The 23,191-nt window shown below is 58.7% G+C and carries 22 protein-coding genes; 4 read left to right on the forward strand and 18 right to left on the reverse strand.

Going from position 1 to position 23,191, the window contains the following annotated elements:
* Positions 1 to 54 precede the first annotated feature (54 nt).
* Positions 55 to 1,425 carry an NAD-dependent succinate-semialdehyde dehydrogenase gene (locus L370_RS12290; protein WP_023334380.1) on the forward strand — a complete coding sequence of 457 codons (1,371 nt, stop codon included), beginning with the start codon at positions 55 to 57 and terminating at the stop codon, positions 1,423 to 1,425.
* A 55-nt stretch (positions 1,426 to 1,480) separates the two neighbouring features.
* Here L370_RS12290 and L370_RS12285 read toward each other — a convergent pair whose 3' ends face one another.
* The gene (locus L370_RS12285; RefSeq protein WP_023334381.1) at positions 1,481 to 2,026 is read right to left on the reverse strand and encodes a YfaZ family outer membrane protein; all 546 of its coding nucleotides are present in this window, start codon (positions 2,024 to 2,026) and stop codon (positions 1,481 to 1,483) included.
* A gap of 411 nt (positions 2,027 to 2,437) precedes the next feature.
* Here L370_RS12285 and L370_RS12280 point away from each other — a divergent pair, with 411 nt between their 5' ends.
* Entirely contained in the window at positions 2,438 to 3,796 is a 1,359-nt protein-coding gene (locus tag L370_RS12280) for an esterase-like activity of phytase family protein (protein ID WP_023334382.1), read from the forward strand.
* 63 nt (positions 3,797 to 3,859) lie between these two features.
* Here L370_RS12280 and yjiA read toward each other — a convergent pair whose 3' ends face one another.
* From yjiA to hpaG, 14 genes are all read right to left on the reverse strand, one after another.
* Positions 3,860 to 4,813, reverse strand: a complete 954-nt coding sequence (yjiA, locus tag L370_RS12275; protein WP_023334383.1) for a GTPase — start codon at positions 4,811 to 4,813, stop codon at positions 3,860 to 3,862.
* 10 nt (positions 4,814 to 4,823) lie between these two features.
* On the reverse strand, positions 4,824 to 5,027 hold the full coding sequence (locus L370_RS12270; protein ID WP_003856610.1) for a YbdD/YjiX family protein: 204 nt from the start codon (positions 5,025 to 5,027) through the stop codon (positions 4,824 to 4,826).
* 96 nt (positions 5,028 to 5,123) lie between these two features.
* On the reverse strand, positions 5,124 to 7,277 hold the full coding sequence (locus L370_RS12265; protein ID WP_023334384.1) for a carbon starvation CstA family protein: 2,154 nt from the start codon (positions 7,275 to 7,277) through the stop codon (positions 5,124 to 5,126).
* A 191-nt stretch (positions 7,278 to 7,468) separates the two neighbouring features.
* On the reverse strand, positions 7,469 to 8,386 hold the full coding sequence (locus tag L370_RS12260; RefSeq protein WP_023334385.1) for a helix-turn-helix transcriptional regulator: 918 nt from the start codon (positions 8,384 to 8,386) through the stop codon (positions 7,469 to 7,471).
* 178 nt (positions 8,387 to 8,564) lie between these two features.
* On the reverse strand, positions 8,565 to 9,077 hold the full coding sequence (locus tag L370_RS12255; protein WP_023334386.1) for a 4-hydroxyphenylacetate 3-monooxygenase reductase subunit: 513 nt from the start codon (positions 9,075 to 9,077) through the stop codon (positions 8,565 to 8,567).
* 17 nt (positions 9,078 to 9,094) lie between these two features.
* Entirely contained in the window at positions 9,095 to 10,657 is a 1,563-nt protein-coding gene (gene hpaB / locus L370_RS12250) for a 4-hydroxyphenylacetate 3-monooxygenase, oxygenase component (RefSeq protein WP_023334387.1), read from the reverse strand.
* A 195-nt stretch (positions 10,658 to 10,852) separates the two neighbouring features.
* Positions 10,853 to 11,743 carry a 4-hydroxyphenylacetate catabolism regulatory protein HpaA gene (gene hpaA / locus L370_RS12245; RefSeq protein WP_023334388.1) on the reverse strand — a complete coding sequence of 297 codons (891 nt, stop codon included), beginning with the start codon at positions 11,741 to 11,743 and terminating at the stop codon, positions 10,853 to 10,855.
* Positions 11,715 to 13,067: a 4-hydroxyphenylacetate permease gene (gene hpaX / locus L370_RS12240; protein WP_023334389.1), complete on the reverse strand. Its 1,353-nt coding sequence runs from the start codon at positions 13,065 to 13,067 to the stop codon at positions 11,715 to 11,717. The genes hpaA and hpaX overlap by 29 nt, the downstream gene beginning before the upstream one ends.
* 21 nt (positions 13,068 to 13,088) lie before the next feature.
* Entirely contained in the window at positions 13,089 to 13,886 is a 798-nt protein-coding gene (hpaI, locus tag L370_RS12235; protein ID WP_023334390.1) for a 4-hydroxy-2-oxoheptanedioate aldolase, read from the reverse strand.
* Positions 13,887 to 13,896: 10 nt separating this feature from the next.
* Positions 13,897 to 14,700: a 2-oxo-hept-4-ene-1,7-dioate hydratase gene (hpaH, locus tag L370_RS12230; protein ID WP_023334391.1), complete on the reverse strand. Its 804-nt coding sequence runs from the start codon at positions 14,698 to 14,700 to the stop codon at positions 13,897 to 13,899.
* A 107-nt stretch (positions 14,701 to 14,807) separates the two neighbouring features.
* Complete coding sequence (locus tag L370_RS12225; protein ID WP_023334392.1) at positions 14,808 to 15,188, reverse strand: 5-carboxymethyl-2-hydroxymuconate Delta-isomerase; 381 nt, start codon at positions 15,186 to 15,188, stop codon at positions 14,808 to 14,810.
* A gap of 9 nt (positions 15,189 to 15,197) precedes the next feature.
* Entirely contained in the window at positions 15,198 to 16,049 is an 852-nt protein-coding gene (hpaD, locus tag L370_RS12220; RefSeq protein WP_023334393.1) for a 3,4-dihydroxyphenylacetate 2,3-dioxygenase, read from the reverse strand.
* A 2-nt stretch (positions 16,050 to 16,051) separates the two neighbouring features.
* Positions 16,052 to 17,518 carry a 5-carboxymethyl-2-hydroxymuconate semialdehyde dehydrogenase gene (gene hpaE / locus L370_RS12215; RefSeq protein ID WP_023334394.1) on the reverse strand — a complete coding sequence of 489 codons (1,467 nt, stop codon included), beginning with the start codon at positions 17,516 to 17,518 and terminating at the stop codon, positions 16,052 to 16,054.
* Complete coding sequence (gene hpaG / locus L370_RS12210; RefSeq protein ID WP_023334395.1) at positions 17,515 to 18,792, reverse strand: 4-hydroxyphenylacetate degradation bifunctional isomerase/decarboxylase; 1,278 nt, start codon at positions 18,790 to 18,792, stop codon at positions 17,515 to 17,517. Before hpaG ends, hpaE begins: the two co-directional genes overlap by 4 nt.
* Before the next feature lie 271 nt (positions 18,793 to 19,063).
* Between hpaG and hpaR the strand changes: the two genes are divergently transcribed.
* Positions 19,064 to 19,504 (forward strand): homoprotocatechuate degradation operon regulator HpaR, encoded by a 441-nt coding sequence (hpaR, locus tag L370_RS12205; protein ID WP_023334396.1) that lies wholly within the window; start codon positions 19,064 to 19,066, stop codon positions 19,502 to 19,504.
* A gap of 83 nt (positions 19,505 to 19,587) precedes the next feature.
* Positions 19,588 to 21,252 carry a methyl-accepting chemotaxis protein gene (gene tsr / locus L370_RS12200; RefSeq protein WP_023334397.1) on the forward strand — a complete coding sequence of 555 codons (1,665 nt, stop codon included), beginning with the start codon at positions 19,588 to 19,590 and terminating at the stop codon, positions 21,250 to 21,252.
* 182 nt (positions 21,253 to 21,434) lie between these two features.
* On the opposite strand, the gene L370_RS12195 is transcribed toward tsr, so the two are convergent.
* The 3 genes from L370_RS12195 to L370_RS12185 are packed head-to-tail and all read right to left on the reverse strand — an operon-like array spanning position 21,435 to position 23,186.
* On the reverse strand, positions 21,435 to 21,941 hold the full coding sequence (locus L370_RS12195; RefSeq protein WP_023334398.1) for a GNAT family N-acetyltransferase: 507 nt from the start codon (positions 21,939 to 21,941) through the stop codon (positions 21,435 to 21,437).
* Between the two features lie 29 nt (positions 21,942 to 21,970).
* Positions 21,971 to 22,444, reverse strand: coding sequence for a hypothetical protein (locus tag L370_RS12190; RefSeq protein ID WP_023334399.1), 474 nt, complete (start codon positions 22,442 to 22,444; stop codon positions 21,971 to 21,973).
* Position 22,445: 1 nt separating this feature from the next.
* Positions 22,446 to 23,186 (reverse strand): winged helix-turn-helix domain-containing protein, encoded by a 741-nt coding sequence (locus tag L370_RS12185; protein ID WP_023334400.1) that lies wholly within the window; start codon positions 23,184 to 23,186, stop codon positions 22,446 to 22,448.
* Between the last annotated feature and the right edge of the window lie 5 nt (positions 23,187 to 23,191).

A 23,191-nucleotide genomic window follows, 5' to 3' on the forward strand; every position in this document is an offset into this window, starting at 1 on the left:
CCAGTCATGTTGACTACCCTTAATACCCTAAGCGGTAAAACAAGGAGATTCGACATGGCTTATCAGACAGTAAATCCTGCCACTAACCAGCTCATCAAAGAATACCCCTCACATACCGACGCGGATATCGAAGCGGCGCTGAAGGCGGCCGATGCGCTTTATCATTCAGACTGGGCGAAAGGCGACATCAGCCAGCGCCTGCCGGTGCTGCATAAGCTTGCCGACCTGATCGACGAGCGCACCGAGGAGCTGGCGAAAATCGCCAGCCAGGAGATGGGTAAGCTCATCGAACAGAGCCGCGGCGAGGTGAAGCTGTGCGCGCAGATCGCCCGCTACTATGCGGATAACGCGAAGCAGTTCCTGGCCCCGGTGAAGTACCCATCTGAACTTGGGGAAGCGTGGGTGGAGCATCACCCCATCGGCGTGCTGATGGCCGTTGAGCCGTGGAACTTCCCCTATTACCAGCTGATGCGCGTTCTGGCCCCGAACCTGGCGGCGGGGAACCCGGTAATCGCCAAGCATGCCAGCATCGTGCCGCACTGCGCCGAGACCTTTGCCCACCTGGTGCGCGAGGCGGGTGCGCCGGAAGGGGCGTGGACCAACCTGTTTATCTCCTCCGAGCAGGTGGCGAACATCATCGCCGACGACCGCGTGCAGGGTGCCGCATTAACCGGCTCCGAAAAGGCGGGCAGCGTGGTGGCCGCGCAGGCGGCGAAGCACATCAAGAAATCCACGCTGGAGCTGGGCGGTAACGACGTATTCGTGGTGCTGGATGATGCGGATCTGGACAAAGCCGTGAAGATTGGCGTGAATGCGCGGCTTAACAATGCCGGACAGGTCTGCACCGCGGCGAAGCGCTTTATCCTGCATGAAAAGATCGCCGATGCCTTCCTGAGCAAATTCACCGAGGCGTTTAAGCAGGTGAAGATTGGCGACCCGCTGGACGAAAGCACCACGCTGGGGCCGCTGTCGTCTAAAGATGCTCTGGAAACGCTGACCAAACAGGTTAACGAGGCGGTGAAAAACGGTGCGACGCTGCACTATGGCGGCAAGCCCGTTCAGCGCGACGGGAGTTTCTTCGAACCGACCATCCTGACGAATATCTCCCGCGACAACCCGGCGTACTTCGAGGAGTTCTTCGGCCCGGTGGCGCAGGTGTATGTGGTGAAAAACGACGACGAAGCGGTCGCGCTGGCGAACGACTCCCACTACGGCCTTGGCGGGGCGGTATTCAGCCAGGATATCGAGCGCGCGAAGAAAATGGCGTCGCGCATTGAGACCGGGATGGTGTATATCAACTGGCTCACCGATACCGCGCCAGAGCTGCCGTTCGGCGGCGTGAAGCGCTCCGGCTACGGTCGTGAGCTGTCGGATCTGGGGATCAAAGAGTTTGTGAACCAGAAGCTGGTGGTGGTACACAAGTAATACCCGAGACAAAAAAAACCTGCCGCATGGCAGGTTTTTTTGTTTGTTCGTTGGCTTAGAAGCTCACGCCGCCGCCCACGTATGCGCCGTCGATCAGCGTGTGGTTAGGACGGCCGTCTTTGCCGTCAACGCTCACGTGGCGGTAACCCACTTTCAGCGTAACCGGTTTGATTGGGGTCCAGCTTACGCCGCCGTTCGCTTCAACGTAGTTTTTGACGCTGTTGTTCAGCCCGTCTGGCGCCACATAGCCTTCACCGAAGACGTTGATGCTGTCGGTCAGGGCAACCTTCACGCCGCCGCCGATTGGGAACGCTACGCCGTTATCGCCTTTTTTCGGGCCAACGTAGAGGGCCTTAGCGCCTGCGTTCAACATCACCGGACCGACTTCGAAGTTGTATCCAGCACCTACGCCACCGGTTGTGGTGCCGTCATCGGTATTTTTCAGCCAGCTGCCTTCGGTGTACAGACCGGAGGTCGATTTACCCATTTCCACATTCAGGTTGGTAAAGTTTTTACCCTGCTCAATGCTGCCACCCATCGCCAGTGCGGAGCCAGAGACAGCGGTCAGAGCGGAAAGGATGAGAACGTTAAGCTTTTTCATGAGTTTTTCCTCGTCATTAAATTAATCTGAGGGCACCTTAACAAGTGATGTTTATGACTGCAAATGTGATGCATGTCGTGGTTTTATGCTGATTTTGTTAGTTATTTAGTTTTTATCTGTTGCTGAATTGTTTGTTTGGCGAGCCGTCAATGGCAATTAAATTCGCGTTTAGGAAAAGTTTAAAGAGTTTGCTAAACGACGTTTGAACGAGGAGAAAAAAGCCCTTTGAGATGAATTAATTGAATTTCTAATAATTTCCAGAAGTGTTTCAGTTGTCATAGATAAAGACGTAAGTTTACATTTCTGAAGAGGGATATACGTGCCGCTGCGTGGGTCAGCGTCCCGCCTGTGTCATTTTTCTGACACGATTCTTCATTACGTTGTTGGCTTCACTAACTGGATGCTAACAATATGAAAAGAAAAATTATTCCTGTGCTAATCGGTTGTGCGCTCTCTTTCTCTGGCCTGGCGGCGCAGCCTACTGCTGAGCGCTATGTCGTCAGCTTCCCTGAAGGCTCCCACGTGAGCTACAGCGGCGCGTTTGCCAGTGCGTTTCCGAATGGACTGCCCGTGGGTATCGGTTCCGGCCTGCTGTTTACGGGCAAACAGGGCGACGCCCTGACCTTTGCGACCGTGACCGATCGCGGTCCAAACGCCGATGCGCCAAAAATGGGTAAAAACGAGGCCAAAATATTTGTCACGCCAGATTTCGCGCCGCTGCTAATGACCATCCGCGTTGAGAACGGCAAAGCGGAGGCTGTCGATGCCCGCCCGCTGCATGATGATAAAGGCGCGATTAACGGTCTGCCGCTGCAAAGCGGCGTGATTGGCTCCACCAATGAAGTGGCATTCAGCGACACGCTAAACATTCTGAAGGGCGACAACCGCGGGCTGGACACCGAAGGCATCACGCCGGACGGCAAAGGCGGCTACTGGCTGTGCGACGAGTATGGCCCGTTCCTGATTAACGTCGACAGCAAAGGCAAGATCCTGGCGATCCACGGGCCGCAGGCGGCGGAAGGGGAGAAATCCATCGCGGGCGGTCTGCCAAACATTATCAAATGGCGTCAGGCAAACCGTGGCTTTGAAGGCCTGACCCGCATGCCGGACGGGCGGATTATCGCCGCCGTGCAAAGTACGCTGGATATCGACGGTAAGAGCAAAAAGCAGGCGCTGTTTACGCGTCTGGTGAGCTTCGATCCGGCGACCGGGAAAACCGCGATGTACGGCTACCCCATCGACAGCGCGGCCTACGGTAAAAACAGCGACGCCAAAATCGGCGACATCGTGGCGCTAGATGACCAGCACATCCTGCTGATTGAGCAGGGAAGCGATAAAAACGACGGCATGCGTAACCTGATTTACAAGGTGGATCTCAGCAAGGCGAGTGACCTGAGCGCCTTCGACAAGCCGGGGGAATACCCGGAGTTTGATGATGAGAAAACCCTGGCGCAGCGCGGCATTACCCTTGCTGCAAAAACGCAGGTCGTCGATCTGCGCGCGCTGGGCTGGCAGCAGGAAAAGGCCGAAGGGCTGGCGCTGATCGACAGCAAAACGCTTGCGGTGGCGAACGATAACGACTTTGGCGTGAAGGTGGCGCTGCAAAACCCGGTCGAGGGCAAAAAGCTCAAGGATTACCGGGTGAACGCAGAAGGCAAGCTGACGCTGGATGATAAGCCGGTTGAAACCACCCTCAGCGTGAAGCCGCTGAAGAAGCCGGAGTCGGACAGCGAGCTGTGGGTTGTGACGCTGCCGGAGGCGGTGAAATAAGTATCCCCCTCACCCCTCACCCTAACCCTCTCCCCATAGGGGAGAGGGGATTGTTCGGGGCGGTTATTTCTTCAGCCCTGCAAACGCCGCTCGAATTTCTTCTTCCGGGAGTTGGATTCCTATAAACACCATCACGCTGTGCGGCGTTTCATCGCCCCACGGTCTGTCCCAGTCGGCGCTGTACAGGCGCTGCACGCCCTGGAACAGCAGGCGGTTCGGCTCGCCGTCAATCCACAGCATCCCTTTGTAGCGCAGCAGCTTGTCGGCAAACGAGAGCAGCAGGTTCTCCATCACGCGCGAAACCTCGCCGATGTCCACCGGGTAGTCCAGCTCCACCACAGTCGACGCCACGTCGTTTTGCTTATCTCCCATAAAGTGGAAGCGCGGTTTTGCGGTCACGTTCTCTTCCAGCATAAAGCCGTTGGTGTTGAACAGCTGAGACAGATCGATGTCGCCGTGCGTCACCGTGTAAACCGGCGCGCGGGAGTTGATGCGGGTCAGGCGCTCGCGCAGTTTTTCGCTTCCGCCCGCCACGTCGGTTTTGGTCAGCAGGATGCGGTCGGCGTAGCCCACCTGAGACTGGGCGATGGTGAACTGGTTCATCTGCTCGTCGGCGTGAACCGCATCCACCAGGGCAATCACGCCGTCCAGCAGGTAGCGCTGGCAAAGAATTTCGTGCGAGAAAAAGGTCTGAATAATCGGGCCGGGGTCGGCCATGCCGGTGCACTCGATCACCAGACGGTCGAAGTCGATTTCACCGCGGTCGCGGCTGTCGAGCAGGTCCAGCAGGGCGTCTTCCAGCTCGTTAGAGCGGGTACAGCAGATGCAGCCGTTGGTGAGGGTTTTGATCTGGGTGGCGCGATCGCCAATCAGCTGGTCGTCAACGGAGACTTCGCCGAACTCGTTTTCGATGACGGCGATTTTGAAGCCGTGCTGTTCATTCAGGATGTGGCGCAGCAGGGTGGTTTTACCGGCGCCGAGGAAACCGGTCAGCAGGGTAACGGCAATCGGGGTCATGGTCTCTCCTTTAGCAGCAGCGGACGCCGCCTTCTCCACTTCCGCCGTAGCGCGCTTCCTGACGCTCGCGGAAGAATTCGGTGTAGGTCATGTACGGCTTATCCGGATGGTTGGTCTTCATATGCTCAACGTAGTTGTCATAGTCCGGAATGCCAATCAGCATTTTCGCCGCCTGGCCGAGGTATTTTTTTGCTTCGCCTAAGTTACCAAACATTGTGGGTTCCAGACAGAAAAAGCCCGGTGGCGCTACGCTTACCGGGCCTACAGTACCGTTGTAAGGCGGGTCAGCGCAGCGCCACCCGCCATTTTTTTAATGGTGTGAAGAGGTCTTCACGCCGCCTTCCGGCACCGGCACGTACGGGGTTTCTTTATCCGTACGACCGTCGGCGTTGCGCACGTTCAGCCAGGTTTTGATGCCGTAGAAGATGATGCTGTACACCACCACCAGGAACAGAATGCTCAGACCCGCGTTGGTGTAGTTGTTCACCACGATATGGTTCATGTTGGCAATCTGCTGCGCGGTCAGATCCGCGCCGCCTGCGGCAATCTTCTCTTTGTACTGGTTAGCCATGAAGAAGAAGCCTTCCAGCTGCGGGTTGGCGCTGAACAGCTTCAGGCCAAGCGCCCAGGTGGTGCAGAGCAGCAGCCACAGCGCAGGAACAACCGTTACCCAGATGTATTTGGTGCGTTTCATCTTCACGAGGACCACGGTACCGAGCACCAGAGCAACGGCGGCCAGCATCTGGTTAGAGATACCGAACAGCGGCCACAGGCTCTTCACGCCACCGAGCGGGTCGACAACGCCCTGATACAGCAGGTAGCCCCACAGGCCTACGCAGCCCGCAGTACCCAGAATGCCCGCTACCAGAGAGTCGGTTTTCTTCAGGAATGGCACGAAGTTACCGAGCAGGTCCTGCAGCATGAAGCGGCCCGCACGGGTACCGGCGTCCAGCGCGGTCAGGATGAACAGCGCTTCGAACAGAATACCGAAGTGGTACCAGAAGCCCATGTCCGCCCACGGCAGCACTTTGTGGAACACGTGTGCGATACCGACGGCCAGCGTCGGTGCGCCACCGGCGCGGTTCAGCACGGACGGTTCGCCGATGTCCTTCGCGGTCTGCATGATCTGCTCAGGCGAAATCACGAAGCCCCAGGAGCTGACGGTCGCCGCCGCGTGTGCGCTCGCGTCTTTCAGCTGCGCCATGATCAGTGCCGCGTTGTCGCCGCCCATCTCGTGCAGGTTTGGCATGGTAATGCCGAGGCCCGCAGGAGGGGTGTTCATCGCGAAGTACAGACCCGGTTCGATAATGGAGGCTGCAACCAGCGCCATGATCGCCACGAAGGACTCCATCAGCATTGCGCCGTAGCCGATCAGACGCGCGTCTTTCTCGTTCGCCAGCAGCTTAGGCGTGGTACCGGAGGCAATCAGGGCGTGGAAGCCAGAGACCGCACCGCAGGCGATGGTGATGAACAGGAACGGGAACAGGGCGCCTTTCCACAGCGGGCCGGTACCGTCGATGTACTGGGTCACTGCCGGCATTTTCAGATCCGGGTTAATCACCAGGATGCCGATCGCCAGACCGACGATAACGCCGATTTTCAGGAAGGTCGCCAGGTAGTCGCGCGGGGCCAGAATCAGCCAGACCGGCAGCAGCGCGGAGATAAACGCATAGCCAATCAGCGCGAAGGTAATGGTGGTGTCCTTGAAGGTCAGCGCCGGACCCCAGTACGGGTCGTGCGCAATCACGCCGCCGAAGTAGATAGACGCTACCAGCAGCACGATACCAATCACCGACACTTCACCCACGCGGCCCGGACGCAGGAATCGCATGTAGATCCCCATGAACAGCGCAATCGGTACGGTTGAGCAGACGGTGAAGACACCCCACGGGCTTTCGGCCAGCGCTTTCACCACGATCAGGGCCAGCACCGCGAGGATGATGATCATAATCAGGAAGCAGCCGAACAGGGCGATCGTCCCCGGCACGCGGCCCATCTCTTCTTTGACCATCTCACCCAGAGAAGCGCCGTTACGGCGGGAAGAGATAAACAGCACCATAAAGTCCTGCACCGCACCCGCCAGCACGACGCCCGCGAGCAGCCACAGGGTACCCGGCAGGTAGCCCATCTGCGCGGCCAGCACCGGGCCCACCAGCGGGCCTGCGCCGGCGATCGCGGCAAAGTGGTGACCAAACAGCACGTAGCGGTTGGTTGGCACGTAGTTCAGGCCGTCATTGTTAATGACCGCCGGCGTGGCGCGCGTCGGGTCGAGCTTCATGACCTTCTGCGCGATGTACAAGCTGTAGTAGCGATAAGCAACAAGATAGACGGAAACGGACGCGACCACGATCCACAGGGCGCTTACGTGTTCGCCCCGGCGTAATGCGACAACCGCCAGACAAAAAGCGCCGAGGATCCCGAGTAAGGCCCAGGGCACGTGCTTCAGTAGTTTTTTAGTATCCATAGTAAGACCTGGTTTTTTATGTAAAGAAAAAAGGGTCAGGGTTCGTTGTGAGGAGGTATTGATTAATGCTGGAGCGATCGTGCCAGATCCTCGCGCGTGTAAAGGACGGTAAATGAATGAGTGGTTGAAAGTGACAGGTGAGCGGTCAAAGGGGGCGACGAGCGGTTCCGGCTCGCCGCCTGGGGGCGAAATTATGTGATTGAGATCACTTGATTATTCGGGTTGCGTTCCACCGCCAGATAGCTCTCCAGCGTTCCGATCAGTTTTTCCTTCAGCCAGTTCGGCTCCAGAATCTGAATATGGGGCAGCCAGTAGAACAGCAGCGGCAGGATCTGGTTCTCGTGCGCCGCCTGGCAGCGCAGCGTGACGCCGCCCTGTTGCTCCTCCAGCAGCTCTTGTTCCGGCAGAAGATCGCGGCGCAGGAAGTAGTGTGAAATATTATCTTTGATGAATATTTTCACCGCGAAAGTATTTTCAGAGACCCAGGGGTCGAGGCTTTTTTCCAGCAGCGCAAGGACATTTTCTTCCGGGGTGAAGGTCGTTTTCTGAATATCAAACCAGCTAATCTGGCTCAATGAGAAGGATTTCAGGCGGCTATTTTCGGTGGCTTGTAAATACCATATATTTTTTTTGTTAATGAGTTTATAGGGATTAATCAGACGGGTTTTTCCCTTATAAACAATCTGACAAACATTATGGTTTTTAATCGATCTCTCGATTTTCGTTAAATGACGACGAATATCGCGCTGGACCGTGTGTTCAGCTTCATTCGCAAGAATAAGAATATGGTTTTCGTCAACGCGCGTCTCAAGATTCTGCCAGAATTCCGTATTTCTTTCAGGGAAAAAGCTGTCAGCATTCAGGAAGTTAGCAAGGGTGTGATGTAAGCCTTGTCCACCGGGCGATTGTGCGGAATGGATCAGTCGATATAGCCCGTTACCGGTATGTTCAACAATGGGTGAGAGGGCATTTAAATCCCGGTAGACGGTACGCTCGGTAATTTTAAATTTCTCCATTAGCGCACTGCGGTTTACCACACCGTTTAAATGTAGCTCAACCAGAATATCGACCAGACGTTCAGCCGAGCGGCTCCGCGTCGTTTTAGCCATAAGGTCATCCTGTATATTTAGGTATGCGCTGAATGATGCGGGTGCACTGACAAAGGGTGTCAGTATTCAGTCACAGAAAATTTCTCTTATGGGTATATAACGGCGTGATTTAGCGGAAACCTTAGGATTTTTTGTAGAAAGCGGCGCTGGCCGAAAAAAAGGCCAGCGCGAGGGGAGATCACACGGCGGCTTCCGCCTCCAGCATGACCGGGTGGAAACGGCGCTTGAAGTAGATGAGGCCGTGTCCCGTATCGCTCAGAATGATATTTTTAATTTCAACCAGGTAGACAAGATGCGTGCCGATGGTTTGCACCTGGCTAATCTCACCTTCAAGGCTGGCGAGCGCCCCCTTGAGCACCGGCTGCGCCAGCGGGCCTTTCTGCCAGCAGGAGAGGGTAAAGCGCTCCTCCATCGTCATACCGGTCATCCCGGCGAAATGGCGAGCCATGATCTCCTGCTCGTGATTCAGCACGTTAACGCACAGCCTGCCGTTGCCCTGAAATACCGGGTTCATGGCGCTGTTGGCGTTGATGCACACCATGACCGACGGCGGGGTGTCGGTGACCGAACAGACGGCGGTGGCGGTAATGCCGCAGCGGCCCGCCTCGCCCTCGGTGGTGATCACATTGACCGCCGCCGACAGGCTACTCATTGCGTCGCGAAAACGCAGGCGTTGTTCATCTAAATGCATTGCAACCTCCCGCTGCGCTATTTCAGCAGCTTGTCGAGCATGTTGATATCGCTGTTGTTGTGCAGGTGCGGCACCGTCCAGCCGTGCTGGTCGTATTCGGACATGCAGCGGTCGACCATCGCCATCATCTTGTCCATGTTGCCGGAGCTCTGCGCCTGACGCAGACACTGCAGGCGGATCTCATCCTGACTGCCGGAGTAGTTGATTTCGTACAGCTCGTGACGACCGCCAAACTCGCTGCCGATGGCATCCCACATCAGCTTCAAAATCTTGATGCGTTCGACGTGATCCATACCGTTGGAGCCGCGCACGTATTTCGCCAGATACTGGTCGATCTGCGGGTTGTTCAGATCCCGGGCGCTGGACGGCAGGTAGATCAGCCCGGACGTCACGTTACGCTCGATGATGTTCTTGATCTTCGCGTAGGCCATCGGCGCCATCACGCGGTAGGTTTGCAGCGCGGCGTGATCCGGCAGATACGCGCCGTTGACCCACGGGGTGGCTTCGGAGCACATGGAGTCGCTCAGCGCCCAGAACATGTTGCGCCAGGCCACCACTTCGCCGAGATCCGCCTGCACGCCGCGGAACTCCAGGGTACCGGTGCACTCCAGGGATTTCTTCAGCAGGGCGGTGATGAAGTCGAGCTTCACCGCCAGACGCACGCAGGCCTGCAGCGGGTACATCCGCGCAAAGCCGCCCTCCATCGTCCAGCGACGGCAGCGGTCGAAATCGCGGTAGATCAGCACGTTTTCCCACGGGATCAGCACGTGATCCATCACCAGGATCGCATCATTTTCATCAAAGCGGCTGGAGAGCGGGTAGTCGTACGGGGATCCGGTTGCGCCTGCCACCATCTCGTAAGAGGCGCGGGAGATCAGCTTCACCCCCTCGGCGTCCATCGGCGCGACGAACATCAGCGCGAAGTCCGGGTTTTCGCCCATTACCTGCGCGGAGCCGAAGCCGATCATGTTGTAGTGGGTCAGCGCCGAGTTGGTGGCTACCACCTTCGCGCCGCTGACGATAATCCCGGCGTCGGTCTCTTTCTCCAGCTTGATGTAGACGTCCTTCACCTCGTCCGCCGGCTTGTGGCGGTCAATCGGCGGGTTAACGATGGCGTGGTTGAAGTACAGGCCGGTTTCCTGAATGCGGGTGTACCAGCTGCGGGCGTTCTGCTCGAACTGGCCGTAGAAGGCCGGGTTGGCGCCGAGCGCGCAGCCGAACGCGGCTTTGTAGTCCGGCGTGCGGCCCATCCAGCCGTAGCTCAGGCGCGACCACTCGGCGATGGCGTCGCGCTGCTGGCGCAGGTCGTCGGCGCTTTTCGCCACGCGGAAGAACTTGTGGGTATAGCCGCCGCTGCCGGTGTCGGTGCCCCAGCAGAGGGTATCCTGCATGTCCGGCTTGTGCAGCGCGTCGTACATCTGCGCGATGGAGGCCGCCGCGTTGCGAAACGCCGGATGGGTGGTGACGTCTTTGACGCGCTCGCCGTAGATGTAAATCTCACGGCCGTCCTGCAGGCTCTTTAAATACTCTTCGCCGGTTAACGGACGTTTGGCATCAGCGCGGAAATCTTCAGGCTTCATAGGGACCTCGTATCGGAATAGTGTTGTTAAATTTATGTTTTGTTTTTGTTGTTTAATTGAAGCCTGAGCGGGGCGTAACGTGAAGGGACGTTTGGGACAACGGCGGGTACTTTTCGGGTGGGATGTGGTTTTGTGATCGGTGTGGCTTTTCGGCGGGTGGCGCTGCGCTTACCCGCCCTACGAACCGTGATGCGTTCAGGAAACCGGTACTTTCTGCGCCCGGTACGCGCTGGGTGAGCACCCCACTAAGCGGTTAAAAAAGCGGGCGAAATAGGCCGGATCCTTAAACCCCAGCTGCCAGGCAATCTCGCTGACCGTGCTGTCGGAGAAGAGCAGCAGCCGCCTGGCTTCCCGCAGCTGCCGGTCGAAGAGCAGCCGCTTCGGCGGGCGGTTGGCGAAGCGGCGGCAGATGTCGGTCAGGCGGGATTCGGTCAGGTGCAGCTCGCTGGCGTATGCCGGCACCGTCCAGTGCTGGTGGTAGTGGGCATCAATCAGCTGGGTAAAGCGCTGGAACAGCTTCAGCTCGCCGCGCATACCGCCTGAAGCGTGGTCGTCAAGCTTCGCGTTGCGCAGCAGCAGGGTAAAGACCGCCTGCGCCAGCAGGACCAGCGTGTGCTCGCGCCCCGGCAGCTGCTCCGTGGATTCCCGGGCAATCAGCTGCCAGTAGTGCTTCAGCGCCGCCAGCTCGTCCGGCTTATCCGCCAGCGAGAGGCAGATCCCCGGCAGGCCAAATGCTTCCCGCGTGCCGGGGTAGAGCACCTCCAGCAGCGGCCAGATCAGATCCTCGCGCACCGTCAGCACGTGCCCGTCGCTGTCGGATTCGGTGATAAACGCGTGCGGCACCGACGGCGGCGTGAGGACGAACAGCGGCGCCTGCACCGAGTAGCGGTGATCGTCGAGCTGGAGTTCAATCTGTCCGGTATCGAGAAAGTGCATCTGAAAATACTGGTCGTGACGATGCGCCTGCATGTCGCGGCCAAAAAAGGCCGCCATGCGGGCGAACGACTGGTAGTGCACGTCGTCGGTGCCCAGACTTTCGTCGTACTCCTTGCTGATATCAATGTTGGCGATAGGGTTCTGGCACACGATCGTTCCTCTGTTGATCCCGCTGCGTCATCGGGATGCGCGTCAGCACCAGCGCGCCGACCACCAGTAGTCCGGCCACAAACCACAGCCCGGAGCTGAAGCTGCCGGTCGCGTCACGCAGGATCCCAATCAGCAATGGGCTGACGGCAGAACCGACGTTGCCGATGGCGTTGATCACCGCCAGCGCCACGGCGCGGGACTGCAGGCTAATAACCCGATCCGGCGTGGTCCAGAATATCGCCATGGCGGTAAACGATCCGGTTGAGGCCATGATGATGCCAAGCAGCTGGATCAGGCTGTGATCGGTAGCCGAGGCCAGCATCCATCCCGCCGCGGCGAACAGGTACGGCAGGATGGTGTGCTTTTTTCGCTCTTTCAGCCTGTCGGAGCGGCGGCTCCACCAGATCATCCCGAGAATGGTGCAAAACTGCGGGATCGCCGCCAGCAGGCCGATGACGATATTGCTGCTCCCCGTGTTAAAGCTTTGCAGGATCTGCGGCGTCCAGATGTTGATCGCGCTGAGCGTGTTGGTCAGGCAGAAGTAGGCCAGCGTGTAGAGCAGCACCGCCGGGGTCAGCACTTCGCGCAGCGTCGAGCGCGGCGTGACGGATTGGGCAACGGCGACCTCCTGCTCGCGGGCGATCATCATTTTCAGCGCCTGCTTTTCGTCATCGTCCAGCCAGGTGGCCTGATCCGGCGTGTCGTTGAGGTAGAACCAGGTCACCACGCCGAGCACTACCGACGGTAGCCCCTCCAGCAGGAACAGCCACTGCCAGCCCTTCAGGTTCCACAGCCCGTCCATCGCCAGAATGTACCCGGAGAGGATCGAGCCGAGCATCATGGTCACCGGCATGGCAATCATAAACAGCGCGTTGGCGCGGGCGCGGTGATACGCCGGGAACCACCAGGTGAGATAGACCAGGATCCCCGGCAGGAAGCCGGCTTCGGCAATACCCACCAGCATGCGCAGGACGTAGAGCGTTTCAGGGCTGGTGGCGAACATGGTGCAGGTGGAGGCGATGCCCCACACCACCATGATCCCCGCGATCCAGCGGCGCGCGCCGATCTTCGCCAGCATGATGTTGCTCGGGATCCCGCACAGCACGTAGGTAACGTAAAACAGCGTCGCGGCCAGGCCAAACATGGTCGACGTAAGGCCCAGATCTTTACCCATCGTCAGCCCGGCAAAGCCGATGTTGATGCGATCGAGAAACGAAAAGACAAACAAGATAAAGAGAAAGACGATCAGACGTCGGAACAGCTTATTAATGGCGCGATGTTCAACAGCTTTATTATCATGAGTTTGCAGGGTAGAGGTCGTCATGGTGCGCTCCAGATCTTACGTTTAGTAGACGGATTTATTGTTATTAACTGACGTAACCGGTTGTTCGATAAAGCGTGCCGCCAGCGCCTCCGCGCCGCGGGCGAGCAGGGTGGTATCGACGCCGACGGCGACAAACAGCGCGCCGAGTTCAAGGTAGCGTTTTGCCAGCTGCTCGTTCGCCATCAGGATGCCGGGCGCTTTACCGGCGGCGCGTATCTGCGCGATCGCCTGCTCAATGGCGGCCTGCACCTCCGGGTGCTGCGGATTGCCGGCAAAGCCCATGTCGGCGCTCAGATCCGCCGGGCCGATAAACACGCCGTCGACCCCTTCCACGTCGAGTATCTGCGGCAGGTTTTTCAATGCCTCGCGGGTTTCGATCTGCACCAGCACGCACATGGCGTCGTTAGCCTGCTGGAGGTAATCCGGGATGCGGTTCCAGCGCGAGGCGCGCGCCAGGGCGCTGCCGACGCCGCGAATGCCCGCGGGCGGGTAGCGGGTGGCACGTACCGCCAGCCGCGCTTCGTCGGCGTTTTGCACCATCGGCACCAGCAGAGTTTGCGCGCCCACGTCCAGCAGCTGCTTGATCTGCACCGGATCGTTCCACGACGGGCGCACCACCGGCTGGCTGGGATAAGGCGCGATGGCCTGTAATTGGGTTAAGACGGTTTGCACATGATTTGGCGCGTGCTCGCCGTCGATCAGCAGCCAGTCAAATCCAGCCCCCGCCAGCAGTTCGGCGCTGTAGCTGCTAGTGAGCCCCAGCCATAAGCCAATTTGCGGACGGCCTGCCTTCAGCGCCGCTTTAAATGCGTTTTGCATGGTTGTCTCCTTACACAAAGCGGCAGCTGATGGAGCCCATGCTGCCGTAGTCGACGTGGAAGGTGTCGCCTCTGCTGGCGGGCACCGGGCGGGTAAAGGAGCCGCCGAGGATGATTTGCCCCGGCTCAAGCTGCACGTCGTACGGCGCCAGCTTGTTCGCCAGCCACGCTACGCCGTTCGCCGGGTGGTTAAGCACGCCTGCGGCAACGCCGGTCTCTTCGATTACGCCGTTGCGGTAGAGCAGGGCGGAGATCCAGCGCAGATCCAGCGCGTCGGGCTTAATCGGACGACCGCCGAGGATCACCCCCGCGTTGGCGGCGTTATCGGAGATGGTGTCGAACACCTTGCGCGGGCGCTGGGTTTCAGGGTCAACGTTGTGGCAGCGGGCGTCGATCAGCTCCAGCGCGGGGATGACGTAGTCCGTAGCGTTGTAGACGTCGAAGATGGTGCAGTTCGGGCCGCGCAGCGGTTTTGCCAGCACGAAGGCCAGCTCCACTTCGATACGCGGAACGATAAAGCGATCCACGGGAATGTCGCTGCCGTCGTGGAAGAACATGTCGTCCAGCAGCGCGCCGTAGTCCGGTTCGCTAATCTGCGAGCTGGCCTGCATCGCTTTGGAGGTGAGGCCGATCTTGTGGCCCTTCAGCACGCGGCCTTCGGCGATTTTCAGGCTGACCCATTCGCGCTGGACGGCGTAGGCGTCTTCAATCGTGATCTCCGGGTAGTCCAGCGAGATCGCGCGGATCTGCTCCCGGGATTGTTCCGCCTGGTGCAGGCGATGGGCGATCAGGGTATGGGTATGTTTGTCGAGCATGGCGATATCCTTTGTGCGGCTGGTGCCGGGTGGCGCTTCGCTTACCCGGCCTACGTTCGAGCCGTTGTAGGCCCGGTAAGCGAAGCGCCACCGGGCGAAAAAGATGTCTACTTAAACAATGCGTGCACGTTGTTTTGTTTGTAGTTCAGCGTCGGATCGAGTTCTTCCATGGCGAAAGAGAGCGCCAGATAACGGCCCGCCATCAGCTCCGCGAAGTGCGTTTTGATCAGCCCAAACAGCATTACACCGACCTCTTCCCGGCTCTCCAGGCTGCGCCCGGAACCAATCTTCAGCGTCATATGGACAAAGGCGTAATCGTGCCTGCCGTCGGCCATCTGCCAGGTGTCCAGCCAGTGGGCGCGGCTGCGGATACCGCCGAGGGGGAAGATGCCCGTGGCGGCGAGCGCCTCGTTGACTTTGGCGAACAGCCCAGGCAGGTCGGCCTCTTCGCGGATGTTGTCGGTGCATTCAGCAATAAAGTGCGGCATGGTGGCTCCTTATGCGGGCAGCGGGAAAACGGCGTTAACCTGGCCGGTGCCGGAGCTGGCGAACAGCTCGGTGAGAAACTCCACCTTGCCGTCGTAGCTGTCCCAGCCGAGCATGCCCAGCAGCATCACCGTGTCGTGCATGTTGCCCTCGCCGTAGCAGTAGTCGGCGTATTCCGGCAGCATGCTGCAAAACTCTTTGAACTGCCCCTCGCGCCACAGCTTCACCACGCGCTCGTCCATCTGGCGGTCAAACTCGCGGGTGTAGCTGTTCATTCCTTCCTCGGCGCGCTGGTCATCGATAAAGCGGTGCGACAGCGAGCCGCTGGCGAGGACCGCCACGGTGCCGTCGTATTTTTCGATGGCGCTGACGATGGCCTCGCCCAGCCTGCGGCTGTCGGCGAAGTCGTGAACCGTGCAGAACGCCGAGATGGAGACCACCTTGAAGTGCTTATCCGCGTTCATGTAGCGCATCGGCACCAGCGTGCCGTACTCGAGCTTCAGGCTCGGAATGTTGTGCGCTTTGGCGCGCACGCCAAGCTTCACCGCCTCGTCGGCTATCAGTTGGCCGAGTTCCGGGTTGCCGTCGTAGTCGTAAGTCATGTCGCGAATAAAGTGCGGCAGCTCGTTGCTGGTGTAGACGCCCGAAAAATGGTCCGCACAGTTGATGTGGTAGGCGCTGTTCACCAGCCAGTGGGTGTCGAACACGATGATGGTGTCCACGCCCAGCTCCCGGCAGCGCTTGCTGATCTCTTTATGCCCGTCGATGGCCGACTGGCGGCAGCCGTGGTTTTTCCCCGGCAGCTCGGAGAGGTACATTGACGGAACGTGGGTGATTTTTGCCGCTAACGCTAATTTACCCATGATCAGATCCCCCATTTTGGAATCGGATGGTCGCCCATGGAGATGCAGACGTTCTTCATCTCCGCGAACACCTCGAAGCTGTACTCGCCGCCCTCGCGGCCGGTGCCGGAGGCCTTCACGCCGCCAAACGGCTGGCGCAGGTCGCGCACGTTCTGGGTGTTGACGAACACCATGCCCGCTTCGATGCTGCGCGCCAGGCGCAGCACCTTGCTGACGTCCTGGGTCCAGATGTACGACGCCAGGCCGTACTCCACGTCGTTGGCCAGGCGCAGGCCTTCCGCTTCGTCCTTAAACGGCAGCAGGCAGGCCACCGGCCCGAAGATCTCCTCCTGCGCCACGCGCATGCGGTTGTCGACGTCCGCCAGCACGGTTGGCCGCAGGAAGTTGCCGCCCTTCAGGTGCGCAGGCAGATCGCCCGGCTTGTCCGGCCCGCCCGCCAGCAGGGTCGCGCCTTCTTCAATGCCGAGCCGGATGTAGCCGGAAACTTTCTCCCAGTGCTGCTGGCTGATGAGTGCGCCAATCTGGGTGTTCGGATCGGTCGGGTCGCCCACGCGCAGGCGGTTGGCGCGCTCGGCAAAACGCTTGACGAATTCCGGGTAGATGCTCTGCTGGATAAAGATGCGCGAGCCCGCGGTGCAGCGCTCGCCGTTGATAGAGAAGATGGTGAAGAGGGCGGCATCCAGCGCGCGCTCGATGTCGGCATCTTCAAAAATCAGCACCGGGGATTTGCCGCCCAGCTCCATAGAGTATTTCTTCAGCCCGGCGTTTTTCATGATGTTGCGCCCGGTGGCGGTGCCGCCTGTGAAGGAGACGGCGCGCACGTCATGATGGCGCACCAGCGCGTCGCCTGCCGTGGCACCATAACCCTGCACCACGTTCAGCACGCCCGCCGGAATGCCTGCCTCCAGCGCCAGCTCGCCCAGGCGGTCGGCGGTGAGCGGGGAGAGTTCAGACATCTTCAGCACCGCGGTGTTCCCTAAGGCCAGGCACGGCGCGACCTTCCAGGTGGCGGTCATAAACGGCACGTTCCACGGCGACACCAGCGCGCAGACGCCCACCGGCTGCACCAGGGTGTAGTTGAGCATCTTGTCGTCAACCGGGTAGGTTTTGCCGTTCATCTGCTGGCACACCTCGGCGAAGAACTCGAAGTTGTGCGAGGCGCGCGGAATGAGCACGTTTTTGGTCTGGTGGATCGGCAGGCCGGTGTCGGCGGTTTCCATGGCGGCGATCTCGGGCACGTTCTGGTCGATCAGGTCGCCCAGACGACGCATCAGGCGCGCGCGCTCCTTCATTGGCAGGTTAGCCCACTTTGGGAATGCCTCTTTGGCGGCGGCGACGGCCTGGTGAATTTCAGCTTCACCGCCGGAGGCGACTTCTGCCAGCACCTCGCCGGAGGCCGGATTGGTGGTGTGGAAGTACTCACTTCCGGCAACGTTTTTACCGTTGATCCAGTGGTTAATCTTTTTCATTTTGCAGTCTCCTCGCTGACAATTCGGTTCACCAGGCGCCCCACGCCCTCCACTTCTACTACCACTTCATCCCCCGGCACCACGTCGGACAGCCCCTTCGGCGTGCCGGTGGCAATCATGTCGCCAGGCTGCAGGGTCATAAAATCGCTCAGGTACGCAATCAGGAACGGAATGCTGAAGATCAGATCCGCCGTGGTGCCTTCCTGACGCAGCTCGCCGTTAACGAAGGTGCGCAGGGCAAGGTTGTGCGGGTCGGGAATGGCTTCTTTCGGCACGATGTGGGGGGAAATGGGGGTCAGCCCGTCGCGGCTTTTCACCCGCAGATTCGGGCGGTAGTAGTTTTCCAGGTAGTCGCGGATGGCGTAGTCGTTGCAGACCGTATAGCCCGCCACGTAGTCCATCGCCTCGGCTTCACTGACCTTACGCGCGGTTTTACCGATGACCACCACCAGCTCCGCTTCGTAGTGCATGTATTCGATATTGTTCGGGCGCACCGACGTCTGGTTGTCGCCGTTGAAGGTGTTTGGCGCTTTGATAAATACCAGCGGCTCGGTGGGGGGCTTGAAGTCCAGCTCGCTGGCGTGATCGGCATAGTTCAGGCCGAGGGCAAACAGCGTGGGGTGCGGATGCGCGCCGTGAGCGATAGCGACGTCGCGTTCATCCACCACCGGGTTCTCCAGCGCCGGAAAACCTTCCGCCAGGATACGCACGCGATCGCCCGGGCGCAGCTCAACGCGGCTTTGCGGGGTACCGAGCAGGATCGCATCGCCGGGATTGAGGGTGGCGAACTCGCTCAGGGCGCTCAGCAGTTCGGCGGCGCTGCGCTGAAGATCGGCCGTGTTCCAGTGGTCCGCTTCGCGACCGTTAATCTCGGTGATGATGGTCAGGCTATCCACGTTATCAATGGCGACAGGTTCGCCGAGCGGGCAAAATCCGTCCCGGCATTTGGCCTTGATGGCCGGACGGTAGAAGCTCTCTTCCGGCAGGCTCACCTCGTTGGCCAGCGCGTATCCCGCGATGTACTCCGCGGCGTCCTCCACGCACACTTTGCTGGCGGTTTTGCCCACCACCAGCGCCACCGTCGCGCCGCTGAGCACCGTTTCCCCCTGCGGGAAGGGGATCGGCTCGCCTGCACGGATCACCGTGTTATGCGGCTTGATAAACCACACGGCTGTTTTCGGCGGCGTGTTGTAGGGGGCTTTTTCAAACGCCTCACGCCAGGCTTCATGCTGGCTTCGATGGTTGAGGGCGACGGCAAAAACGGTACCTTTCATTCACATACTCCTCAGCCCGGTGGTCCGGGTTATGATTTCGTTAATATGTTAATGATCTGGTTTTATGCTTTTGCTGTTTATTTCGCAATCAGAAGTGAAAAATTTGTGATATGAATAACAATAAATTTACATGTTGAATTTTATTTATATTTAAATCATATGGTTAATAAAATTTAATGGTTTCTGTTAGACTTTTTGACGGAAAACCTGTTGTTTATAAAAGCATCTTTTAGTGATTGTTTACTTGTTAATGATGTGAAGGGGAGAGGCTATGCATGATTCATTAACCATCGCGCTGCTGCAGGCGCGGGAAGCGGCGATGTCGTACTTCCGCCCGATCGTAAAGCGCCATAATCTGACCGAGCAGCAGTGGCGCATTGTGCGCGTGCTGGCTGAGCATCCGTCGATGGATTTTCACGATCTGGCGTTTCGCACCTGCATCCTGCGCCCGAGCCTGACCGGTATTCTGACGCGCATGGAGCGCGACGGCCTGGTGCTGCGCTTAAAGCCGGTGAACGACCAGCGCAAGCTGTACGTGTCGCTGACCAAAGAGGGGAATGCGCTGTATGAACACGCCCAGGCGCAGGTCGAAGAGGCGTATCAGCAAATTGAGGCGGAATACACGCCGGAGAAGATGAAACAGCTGACGGCGCTGCTGGAAGAGTTTATTGAACTCGGAAACCGGCATAACGCAGCGCGGGAAGAAGAGTAAAAACCCCAAATTCCAGGATGATTTTCGTAAAGTTTTCTCTTTCCAGGCCGAAAATTCTGTATCTGTCTGAGGAAAGAGAAAACATGTTAAACCGTATCAAGATTGTCACCAGCTTAATGCTGGTTTTAGCGATATTTGGCCTTTTACAACTCACATCCGGTGGTCTTTTCTTTAATGCCCTTAAGAATGACAAAGAGAATTTCACCGTCCTGCAAACCATTCGCCAGCAACAGTCCACGCTGAACGCCAGCTGGGTCGCGTTGCTGCAAACCCGTAATACCCTGAACCGTGCGGGTATTCGCTACATGATGGATCAGAGCAATATCGGCAGCGGCGCGACCGTTAACGATTTGATGCAAATCGCGTCTACGTCTCTGAAACAGGCGGAAAAGAACTGGGCTGCCTACGAAGCCCTGCCGCGCGATCCGCGTCAAAGCGATGCGGATGCCATGGAGATCAAGCGTAACTATGATATTTACCACGGCGCGCTGGCGGAGCTGATTCAGCTGCTGGGTGCAGGCAAAATCAACGCCTTCTTCGACCAGCCGACCCAGAGCTATCAGGACGGTTTTGAGAAGCAGTACGTGAGCTACCTGCAGCAGAACGACAAGCTGTACGAAACGGCGGTCAAAGACAGTAACAGCTCTTACACTCAGGCTATCTGGGTGCTGATCAGCGTCCTGATTGCCGTGCTGGTGGTGATTGTGGCCGTCTGGCTGAACATCAAGCAGACGCTGATCTCTCCGCTGAATCGTCTGATCGACAACATTCGCCATATCGCCAGCGGCGACCTGGTGAAGCGCATTGAGGTTCAGGGCACCAACGAGATGGGTGAACTGGCCGACTCGCTGCGCCATATGCAGGGTGAGCTGGTGCGTACCGTTGGCGACGTGCGTAACGGCGCGAACGCTATCTACAGCGGCGCGAGCGAAATTGCGATGGGCAACAACGACCTCTCCTCCCGTACTGAACAGCAGGCCGCTTCCCTGGAAGAGACCGCTGCCAGCATGGAGCAGCTGACGGCGACCGTTAAGCAGAACGCCGAAAACGCCCGTCAGGCGAGTCATCTTGCGCTGAGCGCCTCTGAAACCGCGCAGAAAGGCGGCAAAGTGGTGGATAACGTGGTGCAGACCATGCGCGATATCGCGGGCAGTTCGCAGAAAATTGCCGACATTATCAGCGTGATCGACGGCATTGCCTTCCAGACCAACATTCTGGCACTGAACGCGGCGGTAGAAGCGGCGCGTGCGGGCGAGCAGGGCCGTGGTTTTGCGGTGGTGGCAGGTGAAGTGCGTAACCTGGCCCAGCGCAGCGCCCAGGCGGCTCGTGAAATCAAGAGCCTGATTGAAGACTCCGTGGGCCGCGTGGAAGTCGGCTCGACGCTGGTGGAAAGCGCCGGTGAAACCATGGGTGAGATCGTGAATGCGGTAACCCGCGTAACGGACATCATGGGTGAAATTGCGTCTGCGTCTGACGAGCAGAGCCGCGGTATCGACCAGGTGGGTCTGGCGGTCGCGGAGATGGATCGCGTGACCCAGCAGAACGCCTCGCTGGTTGAGGAATCAGCCGCAGCGGCGGCCGCCCTGGAAGAGCAGGCGAGCCGTCTGACGCAGGCCGTGGCGGTGTTCCGCATTCAGCAGGAGCAGATGAAAGCGCGCGAATTCGCTGCGGCTAAAGCGGTTTCCACGCCCGTGATGGCGCGTAAAACCGCGACGGCCGATTCAGGCGATAACTGGGAAACGTTCTAACTCGGTGCGTTGTGCCGGGTGGCGGCTACGCCTTACCCGGCCTACGTTTCGTGGTTTTGCCGGATGGCGGCTACGCCTTACCCGGCCTACGGTTCGTGGTTTTGCCGGGTGGCGGCTATGCCTTACCCGGCCTACGGTTCAGGGTTTTGTAGGCCCGGTAAGCGCAGCGCCACCGGGCGATATTACAGAGGCAGGCGCATGGCGCAGCGCGTTTCATACGCTAAGCCGTGCGCTGCTTCTTCTTCACGTTTTTCACGCAGTTCGGGCGTGAGTTCAGTAACGTATTCAAACCCCAACCGCGCATAGAAAGGCGCGTTCCACGGTACGTCCCTGAACGTCGTCAGCGTCAGCGACGTCAGCCCCAGCATGCGGGCATGGTCTGCCACGCAGGCGATGAGTTGCCTGCCGATCCCTTTTCCCTGCCAGTCCAGATCAACCGAAAGTTCGACAATAAACAGTGATGAAGGATGGGCCTCGGTAAGGATAAACCCGACGGGGTGGTCGTTCGCCAGCGCCAGCCAGCTTAGCCCACGTTCGGCATACTCAAGGTGCTGCTCAGCGGAAATGACCTCACCGTCGGCAAGCCAGGCGAGTTCGGGGGCTTCACGAAAGCGCTGACCCGCCGCGCGTTCAATGGCGGGCAGGGCAGTAACGTCGTCAGGGGTCGTGGGGCGAATATGAATGTGCATGGCGGCAAGTATAGCCTGACCCGTTTACATTATTCCGAGCAGATCAGCACCGGCGAGTAAAAATTGCTGATCACCAGCGCGTCTTCCGGCGTTCGCTCAATCGTCAGAAGCCTTTTATTGCCCAGCGTCAGGCCCGCGACGTACTTTTCAAAGACGCCTGGCGGCATGGCATCGTGGCTAAAACGCTCCACTTTTTGAATGACAATCTCATACAGTTCGCCCTCCACGTGACGCCATTTAAACATTTCCTGGCGGGAAACCTCCCAGCTGCGCGGTGCATTCACCACGCTGCCGTTTAGCGTGATGTACCCCGTTTTGTCGGGATGAAAACGCATAATGATCTCGCCGTCAAAGGTGAAGTCGTGGCTGTCGCGCCTGTCGGAGAAGGTCAGGTTTCCATCGCAGGCTACCGAGAGCGGGGGCGTGTGGAAGTACCACGCCAGCGCGGCGCCCAGCAACAGCAGGTTCAGGATCAGAATTAGCCAAACTTTTTTGTGTCTCATATCACCACTCGTAATAGTAAAGCGTACGACAGGCGCTGGCTTTACCCCGCGTGAGCGAACATTGGGAGAGTACCAGCCGCCCTTCGTGGCCGTAGAAAAGCGTTCTCTGAATGTGCATGTAGAAAATGGAATTTTTCAGGCACGGAAGATGGCCGTCCTGCTGAAGCGTCTGCGCCAGCCCAATCGCCTTCTCATGGAACACGTCCGCCAGCGGCGTAAAGGTGTAGACCGGACAGGTGCCGATATGGGTCAGCAGGTGGATCTCCCTCTGCGAGTTTTCTGGCTTGATGAGCGCGATCCCGATGCACAGCGCGACGACGACCATCGTGAGTGCGCCGCAGAACAGCCATTCCGGGCGAACGCGCCAGGCAGGTTTCGCCTTTTCGTCGGCCGGTGGGGCTTCCTCAAGCGGGGTGACCGTAACGTCTGCGCTGAGCATAAAGCCCGTTTTCGGTACGGTAACGATAAACAGCTCGTCGGGAAGCAGGGTCGCCAGCATCTTGCGCAGAATGCTGATGTACTGGTTTAAGGAGTTGTTAGACCCCTGGAGCCCTCGCCGATCCCAGACTTCATGCAGAAAGGTTTCCCGTTCGACCACGTTCCCATGATGCTGAACCAGCAGTCTCAGGATGGTATTGGCCGTGCAGGTGAGGACCTGCGCATCCTCATCCGGCGCATTGATAAGAGAAACAGAACCGTCCTCGTCGTTATAGACGATGGCGTCAGCAAGCAGGTATTTCATAAGTT

Origin of the sequence: Enterobacter sp. MGH 24 (assembly GCF_000493015.1) — a bacterium.
Lineage (GTDB): Bacteria > Pseudomonadota > Gammaproteobacteria > Enterobacterales > Enterobacteriaceae > Enterobacter.

Excerpts from the sequence above, each read along its gene's own strand:
- hpaH (WP_023334391.1), bottom strand. The coding sequence starts at position 14,700 with ATGCTCGACAAACATACCCATACCCTGATCGCCCATCGCCTGCACCAG.
- hpaB (WP_023334387.1), bottom strand. The coding sequence starts at position 10,657 with ATGAAGCCTGAAGATTTCCGCGCTGATGCCAAACGTCCGTTAACCGGC.
- L370_RS12290 (WP_023334380.1), top strand. The coding sequence starts at position 55 with ATGGCTTATCAGACAGTAAATCCTGCCACTAACCAGCTCATCAAAGAA.
- L370_RS12280 (WP_023334382.1), top strand. The coding sequence starts at position 2,438 with ATGAAAAGAAAAATTATTCCTGTGCTAATCGGTTGTGCGCTCTCTTTC.
- tsr (WP_023334397.1), top strand. The coding sequence starts at position 19,588 with ATGTTAAACCGTATCAAGATTGTCACCAGCTTAATGCTGGTTTTAGCG.
- L370_RS12195 (WP_023334398.1), bottom strand. The coding sequence starts at position 21,941 with ATGCACATTCATATTCGCCCCACGACCCCTGACGACGTTACTGCCCTG.
- yjiA (WP_023334383.1), bottom strand. The coding sequence starts at position 4,813 with ATGACCCCGATTGCCGTTACCCTGCTGACCGGTTTCCTCGGCGCCGGT.
- hpaX (WP_023334389.1), bottom strand. The coding sequence starts at position 13,067 with ATGACGACCTCTACCCTGCAAACTCATGATAATAAAGCTGTTGAACAT.
- L370_RS12265 (WP_023334384.1), bottom strand. The coding sequence starts at position 7,277 with ATGGATACTAAAAAACTACTGAAGCACGTGCCCTGGGCCTTACTCGGG.
- hpaI (WP_023334390.1), bottom strand. The coding sequence starts at position 13,886 with ATGCAAAACGCATTTAAAGCGGCGCTGAAGGCAGGCCGTCCGCAAATT.
- L370_RS12285 (WP_023334381.1), bottom strand. The coding sequence starts at position 2,026 with ATGAAAAAGCTTAACGTTCTCATCCTTTCCGCTCTGACCGCTGTCTCT.
- L370_RS12270 (WP_003856610.1), bottom strand. The coding sequence starts at position 5,027 with ATGTTTGGTAACTTAGGCGAAGCAAAAAAATACCTCGGCCAGGCGGCG.
- L370_RS12260 (WP_023334385.1), bottom strand. The coding sequence starts at position 8,386 with ATGGCTAAAACGACGCGGAGCCGCTCGGCTGAACGTCTGGTCGATATT.
- L370_RS12255 (WP_023334386.1), bottom strand. The coding sequence starts at position 9,077 with ATGCATTTAGATGAACAACGCCTGCGTTTTCGCGACGCAATGAGTAGC.
- L370_RS12185 (WP_023334400.1), bottom strand. The coding sequence starts at position 23,186 with ATGAAATACCTGCTTGCTGACGCCATCGTCTATAACGACGAGGACGGT.
- L370_RS12190 (WP_023334399.1), bottom strand. The coding sequence starts at position 22,444 with ATGAGACACAAAAAAGTTTGGCTAATTCTGATCCTGAACCTGCTGTTG.
- L370_RS12225 (WP_023334392.1), bottom strand. The coding sequence starts at position 15,188 with ATGCCGCACTTTATTGCTGAATGCACCGACAACATCCGCGAAGAGGCC.
- hpaR (WP_023334396.1), top strand. The coding sequence starts at position 19,064 with ATGCATGATTCATTAACCATCGCGCTGCTGCAGGCGCGGGAAGCGGCG.
- hpaG (WP_023334395.1), bottom strand. The coding sequence starts at position 18,792 with ATGAAAGGTACCGTTTTTGCCGTCGCCCTCAACCATCGAAGCCAGCAT.
- hpaD (WP_023334393.1), bottom strand. The coding sequence starts at position 16,049 with ATGGGTAAATTAGCGTTAGCGGCAAAAATCACCCACGTTCCGTCAATG.
- hpaE (WP_023334394.1), bottom strand. The coding sequence starts at position 17,518 with ATGAAAAAGATTAACCACTGGATCAACGGTAAAAACGTTGCCGGAAGT.